The 15706-nt window shown below is 62.6% G+C and carries 17 protein-coding genes; 1 reads left to right on the top strand and 16 read right to left on the bottom strand.

Annotation, left to right across the window (positions count from 1 at the left end; translation table 11 throughout):
• Window positions 1-61: 61 nt before the first annotated feature.
• The 11 genes from trpS to rpsP form a co-directional block, all read right to left on the bottom strand.
• Complete coding sequence (gene trpS / locus ACODSZ_RS00280; RefSeq protein ID WP_241821085.1) at window positions 62-1096, bottom strand: tryptophan--tRNA ligase; 1035 nt, start codon at window positions 1094-1096, stop codon at window positions 62-64.
• Between the two features lie 253 nt (window positions 1097-1349).
• Window positions 1350-1910: a glycine zipper family protein gene (locus tag ACODSZ_RS00285; protein WP_488926801.1), complete on the bottom strand. Its 561-nt coding sequence runs from the start codon at window positions 1908-1910 to the stop codon at window positions 1350-1352.
• 51 nt (window positions 1911-1961) lie between these two features.
• Window positions 1962-2306: a hypothetical protein gene (locus ACODSZ_RS00290; RefSeq protein WP_008327249.1), complete on the bottom strand. Its 345-nt coding sequence runs from the start codon at window positions 2304-2306 to the stop codon at window positions 1962-1964.
• A 378-nt stretch (window positions 2307-2684) separates the two neighbouring features.
• On the bottom strand, window positions 2685-4073 hold the full coding sequence (fumC, locus tag ACODSZ_RS00295; RefSeq protein WP_175343030.1) for a class II fumarate hydratase: 1389 nt from the start codon (window positions 4071-4073) through the stop codon (window positions 2685-2687).
• A 209-nt stretch (window positions 4074-4282) separates the two neighbouring features.
• Window positions 4283-4633 carry a DUF3579 domain-containing protein gene (locus tag ACODSZ_RS00300; protein ID WP_008327247.1) on the bottom strand — a complete coding sequence of 117 codons (351 nt, stop codon included), beginning with the start codon at window positions 4631-4633 and terminating at the stop codon, window positions 4283-4285.
• A 309-nt stretch (window positions 4634-4942) separates the two neighbouring features.
• The gene (locus ACODSZ_RS00305) at window positions 4943-5902 is read right to left on the bottom strand and encodes a CobD/CbiB family protein (protein ID WP_175343031.1); all 960 of its coding nucleotides are present in this window, start codon (window positions 5900-5902) and stop codon (window positions 4943-4945) included.
• A gap of 163 nt (window positions 5903-6065) precedes the next feature.
• Window positions 6066-6737 (bottom strand): CoA pyrophosphatase, encoded by a 672-nt coding sequence (locus ACODSZ_RS00310; protein WP_175343032.1) that lies wholly within the window; start codon window positions 6735-6737, stop codon window positions 6066-6068.
• A 119-nt stretch (window positions 6738-6856) separates the two neighbouring features.
• Window positions 6857-7240 (bottom strand): 50S ribosomal protein L19, encoded by a 384-nt coding sequence (gene rplS, locus ACODSZ_RS00315; RefSeq protein WP_008327243.1) that lies wholly within the window; start codon window positions 7238-7240, stop codon window positions 6857-6859.
• A 151-nt stretch (window positions 7241-7391) separates the two neighbouring features.
• A complete protein-coding gene (gene trmD / locus ACODSZ_RS00320) occupies window positions 7392-8147 on the bottom strand; it encodes a tRNA (guanosine(37)-N1)-methyltransferase TrmD (protein ID WP_299539315.1) in 756 nt (251 codons plus the stop codon).
• A gap of 82 nt (window positions 8148-8229) precedes the next feature.
• Complete coding sequence (gene rimM, locus ACODSZ_RS00325) at window positions 8230-8850, bottom strand: ribosome maturation factor RimM (RefSeq protein WP_488926802.1); 621 nt, start codon at window positions 8848-8850, stop codon at window positions 8230-8232.
• Between the two features lie 70 nt (window positions 8851-8920).
• On the bottom strand, window positions 8921-9175 hold the full coding sequence (gene rpsP, locus ACODSZ_RS00330; RefSeq protein ID WP_008327198.1) for a 30S ribosomal protein S16: 255 nt from the start codon (window positions 9173-9175) through the stop codon (window positions 8921-8923).
• Window positions 9176-9488: 313 nt separating this feature from the next.
• Here rpsP and ACODSZ_RS00335 point away from each other — a divergent pair, with 313 nt between their 5' ends.
• On the top strand, window positions 9489-9911 hold the full coding sequence (locus ACODSZ_RS00335; protein ID WP_488926803.1) for an NINE protein: 423 nt from the start codon (window positions 9489-9491) through the stop codon (window positions 9909-9911).
• 74 nt (window positions 9912-9985) lie between these two features.
• Here the strand turns inward: ACODSZ_RS00335 and ACODSZ_RS00340 are convergent, their stop codons facing one another.
• The 5 genes from ACODSZ_RS00340 to ACODSZ_RS00360 form a co-directional block, all read right to left on the bottom strand.
• Window positions 9986-11770, bottom strand: a complete 1785-nt coding sequence (locus ACODSZ_RS00340; RefSeq protein WP_175343036.1) for an acyl-CoA dehydrogenase — start codon at window positions 11768-11770, stop codon at window positions 9986-9988.
• A gap of 94 nt (window positions 11771-11864) precedes the next feature.
• Window positions 11865-12794, bottom strand: coding sequence for an electron transfer flavoprotein subunit alpha/FixB family protein (locus ACODSZ_RS00345; protein WP_175343037.1), 930 nt, complete (start codon window positions 12792-12794; stop codon window positions 11865-11867).
• Window positions 12795-12796: 2 nt separating this feature from the next.
• Window positions 12797-13552, bottom strand: a complete 756-nt coding sequence (locus ACODSZ_RS00350; RefSeq protein WP_034350081.1) for an electron transfer flavoprotein subunit beta/FixA family protein — start codon at window positions 13550-13552, stop codon at window positions 12797-12799.
• A 220-nt stretch (window positions 13553-13772) separates the two neighbouring features.
• Window positions 13773-14732, bottom strand: coding sequence for a 2-hydroxyacid dehydrogenase (locus tag ACODSZ_RS00355; protein WP_488926804.1), 960 nt, complete (start codon window positions 14730-14732; stop codon window positions 13773-13775).
• Window positions 14733-14754: 22 nt separating this feature from the next.
• The gene (locus tag ACODSZ_RS00360; RefSeq protein ID WP_488926805.1) at window positions 14755-15699 is read right to left on the bottom strand and encodes a sugar kinase; all 945 of its coding nucleotides are present in this window, start codon (window positions 15697-15699) and stop codon (window positions 14755-14757) included.
• Window positions 15700-15706: the final 7 nt, after the last annotated feature.

The following is a 15706-nucleotide window of genomic DNA, read 5'->3' on the forward strand; positions in this document are numbered from 1 at the left end:
AAAAAAACCGCCGCAAACCCGGATGGGATGCGGCGGTTTTCATATAGTCGGCAAATGTGCCTTAACCGAAGTAGTTCAGGCCCAGGGCAGCATTGACTTCGGCCATGGTCTGCGCGGCCACGGCGCTGGCGCGTTCGGTGCCGCGCTTCAGGATGGCCAGCACTTCGCCGCGATCCTTGGCGAACTCTTCGCGGCGGGTGCGGATGGGTTCCAGCATTTCCTGCAGGATGCCTTCCAGACGGCGCTTGACCACACTGTCGCCCAGGCCACCTCGGGTGTAGTGGGCCTTCAGTTCGGCCACGGCGTCGCGGTCGGGATCAAAGGCATCGAGGAAGGTGAAGACCACATTGCCCTCGACCTGGCCCGGATCGTCCACCCGAAGATGGTTGGGGTCGGTGTACATGCGGTGCACGGCCTGCTTGATCTCGGCCGGCGTAGCCCCCAGGGGGATGGAATTGCCGAGCGACTTGCTCATCTTGGCCTTGCCGTCGATGCCGGGCAGGCGGCCGGTTTCGGAGAGCACTTCCTTGCACTCGACCAGCACTTCGCGGTCGACGGTGGCATTGAATTTGCGCACCAGCTCATTGGTCTGCTCGATCATGGGCAACTGGTCACTGCCCACCGGCACCAGCTGGCCCTTGAAGGCGGTGATGTCGGCGGCCTGGCTGACCGGATAGGTCAGGAAACCGGCCGGGATATCGCGCTCGAAGCCGCGCAGGCGGATTTCTTCCTTGATGGTGGGGTTGCGCTCCAGGCGCGAAACCGTCACCAGGTTCAACAGCACCATCGACAGTTCATACAGCTCGCGCACCTGGGACTGGATGAAGATGGTCGACTTCTCGGGATCGATGCCTACGGCCAGGTAGTCCAGCGCCACTTCCAGGACGTTGTCGGTGACCTTCTGGTGGCGGCCGACGTTGTCGGTCATGGCCTGGGTATCGGCCAGCAGCAGGAACTGGCGCGAGGTTTCCTGCAGCGCCACGCGCGACTTGAGCGAGCCGATGTAGTGGCCCAGGTGCAGTGGCCCGGTGGGGCGATCGCCGGTGAGGACCACAGGCAAGGCGGAGGAGGTATTGCTCGGTGCGTTCGAAGACATGGTCATTCCTGATCGTTATCTGGAATGCCGCCGGTCCCGAAGCTGAAGAAACAATGCCGCCGGAACCGGCGGCATCATGGTCACATGGTCAAGCTGTGTGAAAACGGGCCGCCTCGTTCAGGCGCGCCACCAATGCTGGGTTTTCGCAAGTTGATTTCGGAAAAGCATGGCGGCGAGTATAGCACCGGCAGCGCGCCATGTTGCGCTGCATAAGAAAAAACCGCCTCCGCAGAGACGGTTTTTGTGCGAGCGCTCAATAGGCGCCCGGCGGTGGACCGTAATACACCGGCGGCGGGCCGTAATACCCCGGAGGCGGCGGCGGTGCATAGTAGTAGCGTGGATGATAGGTGTAGACGGTGGTGGTCTGGACCGGCTGCTGGACCTGGTTACCGTTGCTGACCATGCACTGGGTGTAGGTCATGTCGTAGCGCTGCTGCATCGAGTAGTTGCCACCTGCTGCCGCGTTGCTGCCGGCGGCACTGCCCACCAGCAAGCCACCACCGGCGCCGATGGCGGCACCCGCTCCGGCGTTGCCCGAGGCGGCCCCGATCAGTGCGCCGGCCACGGCACCGACGGCGGTACCGACAGCGGCGCTGTTGGCGGCATTGTTCTGGGTCTGCGCGGCCTGCCCGCCGATGGCGTCCTGCGCGTATTGCTGGCATTGCTGCTGGTCGGCGCGGAACTGTTCGTAGGTCTTGTCCTTGCCGGGCATGGCCATGACCGAGGGGCCGGTGGGTACGCTCACGCAGCCGCCCAGCGCCAGCATGGCGCCCAGAGCGGAAACGGTAGCAGCGGTCTTGTAGAGGGGCTTCACGATGTTTCCTTTATCGGGGGGATCGACGACAGACGACGCAGGCGGCTTGACTCACTGCGGTGGCGCGCCACCCGGCACGCCTGGCGTATTGGGCACCACCTTCATCCACGGACTGGGGCAGTTCTGGACGTAGGGATAATAGGACTTGGTATCTGAGCAGTAATACCAGTACTCCTGACGCTGCGGTTCCACATAGACCGGCGCCGGCACGCGCTCCACGTAGACCGGCGGCGGGTAATACACCGGTGGCGGATAGTAGACCGGGGGCGGCACCCACAGAGGGCCACCGATGACCACGCCACCATAGAAGCGTCCATGCGCATAGGCCGAGGCACTGGCGACCAGGCCGGCGGTTGCCAGCATGCCGCAGAGGCCAATTGCCGCTAGTTTCTTCATATTGTTGCCCTTGGGTGTGTCGCAGAATGTTTGAAATGCCTGGAATATTTGCCAGAGGGCATCACGGGCGCGTTCCCCACGCACTCGTATGAGCCTGGAATCCTTTCCGGCTGCGGCTTGCAGACGCATCTGGCGCAGGAAAGCAATATACGCGCGGGGCGCGGTGAAATCTTGAGATGTTTCATTTCGTAACCCTAATCAACAGAGATATACACGGGGTTGAAAAGGCTTTGCAATCAGGGGCTTGTCGCGCCCGCGAAGCACGATCTCATGCGTGCCGCAAAAAACAAAACGGCCTTCTTCAAGGCCGTTGATGGTCGCACTCTCCGGTAACGCAACACTTCCGGCGCCCCTGCAACCGGGGCGAGATCGCAGTGCTCAACCCGGCCGCGTCATCTGCTCCGGCTTGATCCACTCGGCAAACTGCTCTTCCGTCACATAGCCCAGCGCCAATGCCGCCTGCTTCAGGGTGGTGCCGTCGTGATGCGCCTCTTTGGCGATCTTGGCGGCCTTGTCGTAACCAATGTGCGGGGCCAGCGCCGTCACCAGCATGAGCGATTTTTCCATCAGCTCGCCGATGCGGCTGTGGTTGGCTTCGATACCGCGCGCGCAGTGCTCCTCGAAGCTGGCCATGCCATCGCCCAGCAGACGAACGCTCTGCAGGAAGTTGTGAATGATCACCGGCTTGAACACATTGAGCTCGAAGTTGCCGCTGGCACCGCCAATGTTGAGCGCGACATCGTTGCCGAAGACCTGGGCACACAGCATGGTCATGGCTTCGCACTGGGTCGGGTTGACCTTGCCCGGCATGATGGAACTGCCCGGTTCATTCTCGGGAATGGTGATCTCACCCAACCCGGAACGCGGGCCGGAAGCCAGCCAGCGCACGTCGTTGGCGATCTTCATCATGGCCGCCGCCAGGGTCTTGAGTCCGCCGTGCGCGGCCACCAGGGCATCGTGTCCGGCCAGGGCGGCAAACTTGTTGGGCGCAGTCTTGAACGGGAAACCGAAATACTTGGCCAGCTCGGCCGCCACGCGCTCGCCGAATTCGGGATGGGCATTGAGCCCGGTACCGACGGCCGTGCCACCAGCGGCCAGCTCGGAGATCGCGTTGAGCGTGGCGATGATGGCCGACTCGGCATGATCCAGCTGCGCCACGTAGCCCGAGAACTCCTGGCCCAGCGTCAGCGGCGTGGCGTCCTGCAGGTGGGTACGGCCGATCTTGACGATGTCGGCAAACTGCGCGGACTTGTCCGCCAGCGTGGCGCGCAGGGTGTGCAGCGAGGGGATCAGGTGCGTGGCCACGGCCATGCAGGCCGCCACGTGCATGGCGGTCGGGAAGATGTCGTTGGAGGACTGGCCACGGTTGACGTCGTCATTCGGGTGGATCAGACGGTCCTCGCCGCGCACGCCGCCCAGCAGTTCGGAGGCGCGGTTGGCCAGCACCTCGTTCATGTTCATGTTGCTCTGGGTGCCGGACCCGGTCTGCCAGACCGACAGCGGAAACTCCAGCGGATGCTTGCCGGCGATGACCTCATCGGCAGCCGCAATGATGGCCTCGGCCTTCTTGCCGTCCAGCTTGCCCAGGTCGCGGTTGACCGTGGCACAGGCGCGCTTGACGGCGGCCAGGGCCACGATCAGCTCGGCCGGCATGCGCTCGGTGGAAATGTGGAAGTGGTGCAGCGAACGTTCGGTCTGCGCGCCCCACAGGCGTTCGGCCGGGACTTCGATCAGGCCAAAGGTGTCGCGCTCCATGCGGTGGTTCATGATGCTGGTTCTCCGTGATGAGAGGGCCGCAAGCGGCCCGATGATCCCGTGAGACTCTGGCGCAATGACAAGGCTGAGTCATCGACGAGACTGACAATGTGACATCTAGTGTAACTGCTGGCGGGACCGCCCGCAGGACGCGGCGGCATGAAGCTGGCGAGGGGTTGGCAATGCCGCAGCAAGACCGGCGCGGCAGCGGCAGCGAGGAATCAGCCGGCCTTGTTGTCCTTGGGCGGATCGGGCAGCACACAGGCCTCGACCACTTGCAGGTCGTTGTCCTTGGCGAAGTTGACCACGAAGTGATAGGCCAGTGGTTCCAGCTCGCGCAGGGCTTCGTTGACCACCACCGAGCGCACGCCATCGATGTGGGTAGGCAACACGTAGGGAGAATATTTCAGGTGTGCATTGCGACCGCCGCTGCCTTCAGGACGGAAGCACGACATCACGCCGCACAGGCGCTCCGCCCAGTCGCTGGGGCGGAACTGCCGGCCATCCGAGGTCTTGCCCAGGATGATGAATTCTTTGGCCGGTGCGTTTGCGGGTTTGATGGGATCAGCCATACATGCAGTTCTTCTAAAGCGCTTGCAACCGAATGCCCTTGTCCTGGTGGGACCGGAGCCCTGGAGCGCGCGGTGCCTCGGCGATGCTCTGCCTGGGTGCCTGCGCGGTACTGAGTATTATATCTTATAGAAGACTTGGCTTCTACCGGTCTCCCCGGCTCCTGCATGCCGCTCTGCGATTGCCGGGGCATGCTGCTGCCAGGCAAGTGGCGATCTTGTGAAGTGAAGCCGGAAGTATACCGGGTTGGCGAGAAATGCGTTCCCAAAAACAAAGCGGGCCTGCGCCCGCTTTTTCATCCATCTTTCCGCCTAGCCCATCCACACCGCCACCGACAGCAGCAGCAACAGGAACATCCACAGCAGCAAGGCGCGCCAGACCAGGCCCACGGTGCTTTGCAGGGTGCGTGGCGAGGGTGTGTCGCCAGGCAGGCCGTCGGTTTCCTCGGGCATGGAATCGACCGTGGCAGCGTCAGCCGGCAGGATGATGCCGGCTGCTGCTTCCTTCTCGGTGCCGAAGCGCACACCCATGGCACCGCCACCGGCGGCCAGGATGATGCCGGCGGCCTCATCGTCCCAGCGGCGGGCGAAGTTGCGCCAGGCATAGATGGCCTCCTCGAAGTTGCCCACCACGGCAAAGGCGGAGGCGGTCAGACGGGCCGGGATCCAGTCGATCCAGTAGAAGGCCTGGGCGGCAAAGCGACCGAAAGCTTCGAACTTCATGTGATCCGGCTCGTTCCAGGCGCGCGACAGATATTCGGCGACGCGGTACATCACCGCCAGCGCCGGCCCCACCGGCATGAGGAACCAGAAGAACACCCCGAACACATGGCGATGCGTAGTGATGAGCGCACGCTCGGAGGCGATGCGCGAGATTTCGCTCACATCCATGCCCGTGGTGTCCTGCCTGGTCCATTCGGCCAGCAGGGTACGCGCGGTCATCTCGTCGCCACTGTTGAGCGCCAGCTGGATGGAAGTGAAGTAATGGCTGTAGTGGCGGAAACCCAGGGTCATGTAGACCACCAGCACGTTCCAGGCGAAGGCGGCCACCAGGCTCACATGCAGCAAGAGCCAGTAGACCAGTGCCACCGGCACCGTCAGGGCACCTACCATCACCACCCAGCCCAGGCGCCCATGATGGGCGTGGCCGGCGTTGAACCAGCCTTCAATCGTGGCCGCGAAAGACTTGATCGACGCGTATACCGGATTGTCTGCGCGCAGTGGTTTGAGTTGTTCGATTAACAGCGCAAAGAGAATGGAAAGAAATGTCATCAAGCTGCCTTAGGGGTCTCTATAGCCCGTACGATAGCGCAGTGCAAGAGGGGAATCAAACAATTGATTCACCCAGCAGGATCAAGCGCGCAATGTCACGGATTTTTACTTACTTGAACACTAACAGAGACATAGCGTCGCAGATGCGCGACATATTGCACTGTCAACTACGCAGGAAGTGGAACAGGTTGCGCAGCATGCCAGCGGTGGCGCCCCAGATGAAGTAACGTTCATAGGGCATGGTATAGAAGCTGCGTCGACCGACCGGTGCCGGCAGCTCCACCGAACGACGCTGATGGTTCACGCCATCCATCAGGAAAGCCAGCGGAACTTCGAAAATCTCGGCCACTTCGCGCGGATCGCCGATAGTCTCGAACGGCGGCTGGATCAAGCCCGCCACGGGCGTGACGCGATAACCGGTGCCGGTGAAGTAATCAGGCAGCGAACCGATGACTTCGATGTGATGACGCGCCAGGCCGATTTCCTCTTCGGTCTCACGCAGGGCGGTGTCGATGGCCGAGCCGTCGTAGTCTTCGCGGCGACCACCGGGGAAGCTGATCTGTCCGGCATGGTCCTTCAGGTCAGCTGTGCGCTGAGTGAAGAGAACCGTCAAACCTTGCTCGCGCAGCACGATCGGGATCAGCACCGAGGCCAGCCGGAAACGTCCCTTGGACTCGGCCAGCCGGGCCATCTGGTCGCCGCTGTGCTCGGGCTCCCAGCGCGGCGGGTCGGCGAAGCGCTGGCGCAGCCAGTCGGCATTCAGGCGCGCAGTCTCCAGCGCACTTTCGCCGGCGACGGCATCCACCGGCAGATTGAGAGGATCGAAACTGGCCACGTTGTGCTCGCTTGATCGTTAGGTTGGCAGGACTTCCACTTCAACTTCCATTGGGCATCGGAAACGAAAAAGGGGCGTCGTGAGACACCCCTTTTCCTGACGCATCAACAGGCGACCGATTACTCGGCAGCAGCAGCCTTTGCCGCACGGCTGGGCAGCTTTTCCTTGATACGTGCCGACTTGCCCGAACGTTCGCGCAGGTAGTACAGCTTGGCACGACGCACGTCACCACGACGCTTGACTTCGATCGAGGCGATCAGCGGCGAGTACAGCTGGAAGGTACGCTCCACGCCTTCGCCCGAAGAAATCTTGCGGACGATGAAGTTGGAGTTCAGACCACGGTTACGGCGGGCGATGACCACGCCTTCGTAAGCCTGAGCGCGCTTGCGGGTACCTTCAACCACGTTCACGTTGACAATCACGGTGTCGCCGGGGGCGAAGTCGGGAATGTTCTTGGCGAGACGCGCGATCTCTTCTTGCTCGAGTTGCTGGATCAGATCCATTTTTTGCTCCTGTAACCATCTTGCCGGCGCCGTTGCCACGAGGGCGGATTGTAAAGCCCGGTAGAGGATGGGGTTTCAAACACGGTGACATCGGCCACCGCACGGTGCAGGTCCGTTGCCGGGCCTGCGGTACTGCATTTGCTACAAACCTTCAGGGCTGCGCCAGACCGCCCAGAAACTTTTCATCGGCCTTGCTCAGCAAGCCCTGCTCGCGGGCCCGGACGATGAGGTCGGGACGCTTGGCCTGCGTGGCCTCCAGTGCCCGCTGCCGGCGCCATTTCTGGATCTCGGCATGGTGTCCACCCAGGAGGATGGAGGGCACCGGCTCACCTTCATAGACTTCCGGACGCGTGTAATGGGGCGAATCCAGCAGACCGTTGACGAAACTGTCTTCCACTGCCGAGGCACTGTCGTTGAGCGCACCCGGCAAGAGCCGGATCACTGCATCCATCAGCGCCATCGCCGGCAACTCACCGCCGGAGAGGACGAAGTCGCCGATGCTGATTTCCTCGTCCACGCACTTGTCGAGCAGGCGCTGGTCAATCGCTTCATAGCGACCGCACAGCAGCACTGCCCCGCTGTCCTGCGACAGCCTCACCACGCGCTCATGCGTCAGCGGTGCACCTTGCGGTGAAAGATAAATCACACGCGGCCGGGCCAGGCCCAGCGCTTGCTGTCGCTGCTGCGCCGCCTCGATGGCAGCCTGCAGCGGCTTGGCCAGCATCACCATGCCGGGACCGCCGCCATAGGGGCGGTCATCCACGGTGCGGTGATTGTCAGTGGTGAATTCACGCGGATTCCACAACTGCAAGCCCCAGCGCTGCTGCTCCAGCGCCCGGCGAGTAATGCCGGACTGCGTCAGCGCGGCGAACATCTCGGGAAACAGAGTGACGACATCAAACTGCATCACGCCTCCATTTCCTGGGTTCTTTTGAATCTTTTGAATCTGCCGACATCAGCGCCGGAAAAGAAAAAACTGACCTTGAAGGTCAGTAATCCTTGTCCCAGTCGACGATGATCTTCTTTTCGCTCTGCTGCACCGTCTTGACGAACTGGTCGACAAACGGAATCAACAGTTCGGGCGCCGCCGCGGATTTCTCCTTGGCACCCTTTTTCGGCTTTGCGTCGGCAGCGGGTTGCGGTTGCAGCGCTGGTGCAGCTTCCTGCACCGGGGCCTTCACCACCAGGATGGGATGGGCGCCGTTGTCCATCATGTCGGACACCACGCCCAGTTGTTCACCCTGGAGATTTTCCACTGCCGAGCCGATCAGATCGACCCAGTAGAATTCATTGTCATCCAGCGCCGGGAAGTGCTTGCGGGAGATGGAGACCACCGTTCCCTTCATGGCTTCGGCCGCATTGCGGTCCGCTACCCCGGTCAGGCGCGCAACGACATCGCCGCTGTGCCCCTTGGACTGCATGACATCGACATCCTGTTTGGGCTGGCCGGACTTCTCCAGCCACCAGGTCTTGGCATTCAGCAAGGCATCTGCCTCGGAAGAATAAGGACGCACGCGAATCCAGCCCTGGATTCCGTAGGCTCCGGTCACATGGCCGACGGTCACGAGATCGTCGGGTGCGGAGAACCCCGCCTGGGCTGGATGAGTCATGAGTACACCAGACCTGTTCTTCATCCGGGCGCCAGCAGAACCGGCGCGGAATCAGACAGGAAAACCTGTATTAAGCAGCAGCCTTGGAACCGGCTTCAGCGACCAGGCGAGCAACGGTCGGCGACAGTTGTGCGCCAACGCCTTGCCAGTGAGCCAGACGGTCAGCAGCGATACGCACGGTTTCTTCCTTGCCGGAAGCGACCGGGTTGTAGAAGCCGATGCGCTCGATGAAACGGCCATCGCGACGATTGCGCGAGTCGGTTGCAACGATGTTGTAGAAGGGGCGCTTCTTGGCGCCGCCACGAGCTAAACGAATAACGACCATAATGGTTCCAGTAAGAATACGGACACGGAAAAGCCGCAGATTATAACGGACTTCCGCCCACCCGGGCAAGTTGCTTGGGGCTTTTGTGCCAGAGACCAACGCACAAAAGCCCTGAAACTCCCCAAAACACGGCAAAAGTGATGCCAAAAGACATCACTTTTGCCCCCATCCGGGCAGGACAGCGGGGTTGCCGACTGTCCTGCCGGAAATGCCTGCCCGCCACGGGCTGGGCTATACTGCTCCGACCCATGACGACAAAATGACCGCCGGCGTCACTTGCGCCGGCGTACAACAGAATAAAGAGACAAGCAGCATGCCCCCATCGCCCCGCCACAAGAACAAGACCCTGACGACCTTCCTGGCCACTGTCTTCGGCAGCATCGGTCTGCATCGCTTTTACCTCTGCGGGGGCCGCGACCGCTTCGGCTGGCTGCATGTACTGACCATTCCCTTGTCACTGGCCCTGATGGCGGCTCGACCGGACTCCCCCAAGCTCTTCACGGGACTGCCCTTCGTGCTCTCGGCCCTGATCGCCTGCCTGGAAGCGCTGGTCATCGGCCTCACCCCTGACGAAAAATGGGATGCACGCCACAACGCCGCCAGCGGCCAGTCCTCGGACTCGCACTGGATCCTGGCGCTGATCCTGGTCCTGACCGTAGGGCTGGGTGCCCTGGGCGTGATCGCCCTGCTGGCGCGCAGCTTCGATTTGCTCTTTACGGGCGGCGCCTTCGGCTGACCACTGCCCTGCCCCAATGAACAAGCCCGGCATGCCGCCAATGCGGCATGCCGGGCTTTGCTTGCAGACGCGGATCAGAACTGGTCTTCGGCCAGCGCCATCACCGCAGCACCGCCATCGACGATGGCCGTGCGATAGGCCAGCGCCTGCGGCAGGATCTGCTCGGCATAGAAACGTGCGGTCGCCAGCTTGGCCTCAAAGAACTTGCCATCGCCCTCACCGGACTTCAGCTTGCCCGCCGCGATGGCCGCTGCACGCGCCATCTGCCAGCCGCCCAGCACCACACCGGCCATCTTCAGATACGCAACGCTGCCCGCGAAGACAGCCTTGATATCGCTCTTGATGTTGGCCACCACATAGTCCACCACCTGCTCCAGCGCATCGGCGGCCTCTGCCAGGCGCGCCGCGATGGGCTGCAGTTGCGCATCGCCCTGCAGCTCGGACACGGTCTGGCGCACCTGGGCGATGATGCCCTTGGCAACGGCACCGCCGTCACGCACGGTCTTGCGGCCGACCAGGTCATTGGCCTGGATGGCCGTCGTGCCTTCGTAGATCGGCAGGATGCGCGCATCGCGGTAATGCTGGGCCGCACCGGTTTCCTCGATGAAGCCCATGCCGCCATGCACCTGCACGCCGGTGGAGGTGACATCGATGGACATCTCGGTGATCCAGCCCTTGACAATGGGCACCAGGTATTCGTAGAAGGCCTGGTTGGATTTGCGGGTCGCCTCGTCATCACTGAAATGCGCCGCATCGGAAGTCGCTGCCGCCACGTAGGACAGCGCACGCGCCGCCTCGATCTGGGCGCGCATGGACATCAACATGCGACGCACATCGGGCTGGTGGATGATGGCCACCGGACCGGGCGAGCCGGCCAGGTCGCGCGACTGGATGCGGTCGCGGGCGTAGGACACGGCCTTCTGGTAGGCACGTTCCGACACCGACAGACCCTGGATGCCCACGGCGAAGCGTGCCGCATTCATCATGATGAACATGTATTCCAGGCCGCGATTCTCTTCACCGACCAGGGTGCCGATGGCGCCACCATGGTCACCGAACTGCAGCACGGCAGTCGGGCTGGCCTTGATGCCCAGCTTGTGTTCGATCGAGACGCAGTGCACGTCATTGCGCGCGCCCAGCGAACCGTCGGCGTTGACCAGGAACTTGGGCACGATGAAGAGTGAAATGCCCTTCACGCCTTCAGGCGCATTGGGCGTGCGGGCCAGCACCAGATGGACGATGTTCTCGGCCATGTCGTGCTCGCCATAGGTGATGAAGATCTTGGTACCGAAGAGCTTGTAGGTCCCGTCGCCCTCCGGCACGGCGCGGGTGCGCACCAGTGCCAGGTCGGAGCCGGCCTGCGGCTCGGTCAGGTTCATGGTGCCGGTCCACTTGCCGGAGATGAAGTTGGCGATGAAGGTTTCCTTCTGCTGCTGGGTGCCAGCCGTCATCAGCGCTTCGATGGTGCCATCGGTCAACAGCGGGCACAGCGCGAAGGAGAGATTGGCCGAGTTCAGCATCTCGATGCAGGGCGTGGCCAGCAGCTTGGGCAGGCCTTGTCCGCCGAACTCCACGGGATGCTGCACGCCTTGCCAGCCGGCCTCACCGAACTGGCGGAAGGCCTCCTTGAAACCGGGGCTGGTGGTGACCTTGCCGTCGGACCAGCTGCTGGGCGCCTTGTCGGCAGAATGGTTCAGCGGGGCGATCACTTCACTGCAGAAACGGGCGTTTTCTTCGAGAATGGCCTCGGCCGTTTCCGGCGTGGCATCCTCGCAGCCGGGCAGCGCATTCACGGCTGCCAGACCGGCCAGTTCGTTCATGACGAACAACATATCCTTCACGGGCGCGGTGTAACTCATCTCCAACCTCCATTGGGAACGCTCTGCCGGCGTTCCTTGGGTACACGAAAACACCCCGGCTTGAGCCGGGGCGGATACTACGGTTCAGACCAGATCAGCCAAGCTGCTTGACCAGCTCGGGCACGACCTCGAAGAGGTCACCCACCAGGCCATAGTCAGCCACCGAGAAGATCGGCGCTTCCTCGTCCTTGTTGATGGCGACGATGACCTTGGAGTCCTTCATGCCGGCCAAATGCTGGATCGCGCCGGAGATACCGACGGCGATGTAGAGCTGCGGCGCGACGATCTTGCCGGTCTGGCCGACCTGCCAGTCGTTGGGCACGTAGCCTGCGTCGACAGCGGCACGGGATGCACCCATGGCGGCGTTGAGCTTGTCGGCCAGCGGCTCCAGGATCTTGAAGCTTTCCGCCGAGCCCATGCCACGGCCACCGGAAACGATGATCTTGGCTGCGGTCAGTTCCGGACGGTCCGACTTGGCCACTTCACGGCCCACGAAGCTGGACTTGCCCGAATCGGCCACGGCCGGGATGCTTTCCACGGCGGCCGAGCCACCCTGCGCGGCCGGATCGAAACCGGTGGTACGCACGGTGATGACCTTGATCGGGTCGATCGACTGCACGGTGGCAATGGCGTTGCCGGCGTAGATGGGACGTTCGAAGGTATCGGCCGACTCCACCTTGGTGATGTCGGAAATCTGGCCCACGTCCAGCTTGGCGGCCACGCGCGGCAGGATGTTCTTGCCGTAGGCAGTGGCGGGCGCCAGGATGTGGCTGTAATCCTTGGCGATGGCCAGGACTTGTTCGGCCACGTTTTCGGCCAGGCCATCGGCAAATTGCGGGGCATCAGCCAGCAGCACCTTGGCCACGCCTGCCACTTGGGCGGCAGCGTCAGCGGCGGCCTTGGCGTTGGCGCCGGCCACCAGGACGTGGACATCACCACCGGCTTGTGCTGCGGCGGTGATGGTGTTGAGGGTGCTGCCCTTGAGGCTAACGTTGTCGTGTTCGGCAATAACGAGTGCGGTCATGATCAGATCACCTTGGCTTCATTTTTCAGTTTGGCGACCAGGGTCGCGACATCCGGCACCTTCACGCCGGCGCTGCGCTTGGCAGGCTCGGTGACCTTCAGGGTCTTCACGCGCGGGGCCACGTCCACACCCAGCTCTTCGGGCTTGACGGTATCGAGCTGCTTCTTCTTGGCCTTCATGATGTTGGGCAGCGTGACGTAACGCGGCTCGTTCAAGCGCAGGTCGGTGGTGATGATGGCCGGCAGGGTCAGGGCCAGGGTTTCCAGGCCGCCGTCCACTTCACGGGTCACGGTGACCTTGCCCTCTTCCAGCACCACCTTGGAGGCGAAGGTGGCTTGCGGCCAGCCCAGCAAGGCAGCCAGCATCTGGCCGGTCTGGTTGCAGTCGTCGTCGATGGCCTGCTTGCCCAGGATGATCAGCTGCGGCTGTTCCTTCTCGGCCAGGGCCTTCAGGATCTTGGCCACGGCCAGCGGTTGCAGTTCGACATCAGCCGCCACTTCGGCCAGGATGCCGCGATCGGCGCCGATGGCCATGGCGGTGCGCAGGGTTTCCTGGCACTGCGTCACGCCGGCGGAGACGGCGATCACTTCGGTGACCTTGCCGCCTTCTTTCAGGCGCACGGCTTCTTCCACCGCGATTTCGTCAAACGGGTTCATCGACATCTTGACGTTGGCGATATCGACGCCGCTGCCGTCGCTCTTGACGCGCACCTTGACGTTGTAATCCACGACGCGCTTGACTGGTACTAATACTTTCATCGCATGGCCCTTGCAAAAAGGAATTGACGTAAACGTAAACTTCCGCAGGATTATAAAAGCAAAACGGGGTGCCTACCGGTTTTTAGCACGATCGTTCTTTTTAATGTTCGCAGCATACACCAAAGATTCACGTGAGCGGAAGAGGAAATGAACAGAAGCTAAAAAAAACTTCATGCAGCGGAATTGCAGCGCGGGCTGCCCGCAGGCAACACCGCGTTGTTCAGACCGCCAGGTGGGGCACCGGTTCGCCGCGCAGACCAGCCAGCAAATTGGAGACGGCCAGCTCGGCCATGGCCAGCCGGGTTTCATGGGTGGCCGAACCGATGTGGGGCAAGGCCACCACGTTGGGGAGTTGCAGCAAGGGGGACTCGGCGGGCAGCGGCTCGACTTCGAACACATCCAGGCCGGCACCGTAGATGGTCTTGTCTTGCAGGGCCGCGATCAGCGCCGCCTCATCGACGATACGTCCGCGCGAGGCATTGATGAAGATGGCGCTACGCTTCATCAGCGTGAATTCGCGTGCGCCGATCAGGCGTTCGGTCGCGGCGTTCAGGGGCAGCATCACGCAGACGAAGTCCGCCTGCGCCAGCAACTCATCCTGGCTGACGTAGCGCGCATCGAGTTCGCGCTCGGCCTCGGGATCGGGCCGGCGGTTGTGATACAGGATCGGCATGCCGAAACCATGATGCGCCCGCCGTGCCACCGCAGAACCGATGCGGCCCATGCCGATCAGCCCCAGCGTCTTGCCGTGCACGTTCACGCCAAACTGGGCCTCACCGATGCTGCCCTTCCAGCGTCCGGCCTTGACGTACTCGGCCAGTTCCACCACGCGGCGCGCGGTGGAGAGGATCAAGGCAAAGATGGTGTCGGCAGTCGCTTCGGTGAGCACGCCGGGCGTATGCGCCAGCATCAGCCCGCGCCGACGAAAATAATCCAGGTCGAAATTGTCCACGCCCACCGAGATGGTCGAGGCGATCTTGAGTTGCGGCGCGCCCTCCAGCATGTCGTTGGTGATCGGCAGGCTTGCGCCGATCATGCCGTGGGCGGTCTTCAGGGCCGCAAGGAAATCGGCGCGGTTGTCTTGCGTAATACGGTCAAAGAGCGTGACCTCACATTCCGCCTGCAGGCGCTGCAGCAGATGCTCGGGCAATTTTTTGTAGACGACTACGTGCGGCTTCATGGCGATTCCTGTAAGAGTCAAATCAGGCCGAGGCCGCCTCCAGCTCGGCCCGGGTAGGCAAGCCTTCCATGTCGCCCACCACCTGGATGGCGAACGCCCCGATGCGATTGCCGCGCATGACAGCCTCGGGCACCGACAAACCTTCCAGCATCGCGCTGATGACGCCGACCGCAAAGCCGTCACCGGCCCCCACGGTATCGACCACTTCCTTCACCGGCACGCCGGCCACCCTGCCCTCGCCTTCACCATTGCGCCAGTAAGCGCCCTCGGCGCCCAGCTTGATGACCACCATCTTCACACCGCGCTCCAGGTAGTAGCCGGCAATGGCGCGCGGATCTTCATATCCGGTCAGAAGCGTGCCTTCCGACAGCCCCGGCAGCACCCAGTCGGCCTTGCAGGCCAGCGCATTCAACTGCTGCGCCATGACCTCGCGCGACGGCCACAGCATGGGGCGCAGGTTGGGATCGAAGGAAATCGTCTTGCCCTGCGCCCGCATGAAATCCAGGGCGTGATGGGCGAAAGCCATCGTGGTGGGCGACAAGGCCGGCGCGATGCCGGTGGCGTGCAAGTGTCGCGCCGCGCCGAAATACGCCGGGTCGAAATCCTCCAGCGACAGGTGGCTGGCCGCCGAGCCCTTGCGGTAATACTCGATGGCCGGGTCTGCCCCATCGACTGCCTTGGCCTTCAACTGGATGGCCGTGCGAAATTCCATGTCGGTGAGTACGCGGCTGACGTCCACACCTTCCTGCGCCACCCGCTTGCGGATGAAACGACCAAAGGCATCATTGCCCACGCGACTGGCCCAACCCACTTTCAAGCCCAGTCGCGCCAGACCGATGGCCACATTGGTCTCGGCACCGGCCAGGCGGCGCGTATATTTTTCCACTTCCTCGAAGGGGCCGACTTCATCGGCCACCAAGAGTGCCAGGGCTTCCCCCCAGGTCACCACATCCAGCTGCATCGTCATTGTGCTT

The organism is Herbaspirillum sp. FG34 (genome assembly GCF_057809315.1).